General features: G+C 68.3%; 1 protein-coding gene. It reads right to left on the minus strand.

The window, feature by feature from the left end; all coding sequences use genetic code 11:
- Positions 1–1,528 (minus strand): FAD-binding oxidoreductase (locus VBE63_RS29110; RefSeq protein WP_323686464.1); only part of this gene is annotated, 1,528 nt, incomplete at both ends.

A 1,528-nucleotide genomic window follows, 5' to 3' on the forward strand; every position in this document is an offset into this window, starting at 1 on the left:
GCCGGCGTGCATGTGCAGCGCGACGAATAGCCGGGCATTGCGGACCTCGCGGTGGATCTCGGCCAGGCGCTCGCGCACTCCGGTCAGATCCTGGCCGGCGAAGATCTCAGCGAGCCGATTGCCGACCTCCTTGCGGTAGGTCTGGCGCAGGTCGCGGCGCAGCATCATCTCGAGCAGGCTGTCGCCGTCGCGGATCAGGGCCCGCTCCGGGTCGCGTAGCAAGACGGTCTGCTCGGCGGCCGGTTGATCCAGGCGCGCGAGGATCTGCTGCCAGCGCTGACGGGCAGCGCGCACCGCATCGCGGGCGGCGGCGCACTTGGCCTCAAGGATCGCCAGCGCCTCATCGGAGCGTTGGTACTCACCGGCCGGTAGCGCCTCGCGCAGCGGGCCATCCAGATACTCGAGCACGGCCGCCATGATGGCGTCCTTGTTCTTGATCGACTGCTCGATGTTCAGACGTTCGATCTCGCGGCTGTACTCGGCCAGCCGTGGCAGCGGGATGACCACGTCCTCGTTGATCTTGAAGGCATTGGTGTGACGGGAGATGGCCGCGGTGCGGGCGCGATCGAGCCAGAAGCGCTTGCGTGCCTCGGGGCTGATGGCGATGAAGCCCTCGCCATCGCGTGCGTTGGCCAGCTCGACCACCGCATCGGCGACCGCGGCGACCGCGGTCTCGTCGTCGGAGACCAGGTCGGCGACCAGCACCATCTTCGGCAGCTCGCGCCGGGCGGCCTTGGTTGAGTAACGCACCGCGCGCACATAGCGCTCGTCGAGATGCTCCAGGCCGGCGATCTGCACATCAGTGCGCGCGTCGACGAAGTCCTTGATCTCGACGATCGCCGGCACCGCGCGGTTCAGATCGGTGCCGAAGAACTCCAGACAGACCGTGCGCACATGCTCGGGCATCCGATGCAGGATGAAGCGCGCCGAGGTGATGAGCCCATCGCAGCCCTCCTTCTGCACACCAGGCAGGCCGCCGAGGGCCTTGTCGGTGACATCCTTGCCGAGCCCCGGCTTGCGCATCTGGGCGGTCGGGATCTCGAGCAGCTCGGGCTCGCCCTTGGGCGTGGTGCCGTCGGCGGCGAAGCGGCTGATGCGAAAGCGCGCGACCTCGGTGTCCTGAAGCTTGCCGAGGTTGTGATCGATGCGCTCGACCTCGAGCCAATCGGCATCCGGGGTCACCATGCGCCAGGAGGCGAGATTGTCGATCGCGGTGCCCCAGAGCACCGCCTTCTTGCCGCCGGCGTTCATGGCGACATTGCCGCCGATGCAGGAGGCGTCCTGAGAGGTCGGGTCGACGGCGAAGGCGAGGCCATTGGCATCGGCCAGATCAGCGACGCGGCGGGTGACCACGCCGGCGCCGCAGCGCACCGTTGGCACCAGCCCCGCGGAGCCTGGACCGTTGCTGGCGCCTGTGCCGGACGCTTTGCCGAATGCGGTGCTGGACTCTGTGCCGAGATCCGTGCTGAGATCCGCGCCGGACCTCAAGCCGGGCAAGACGACGTACTCGACACCCGAGAGGCTCTCG

It is taken from the genome of Lamprobacter sp., from assembly GCF_034860625.1.
GTDB lineage: Bacteria > Pseudomonadota > Gammaproteobacteria > Chromatiales > Chromatiaceae > Lamprobacter.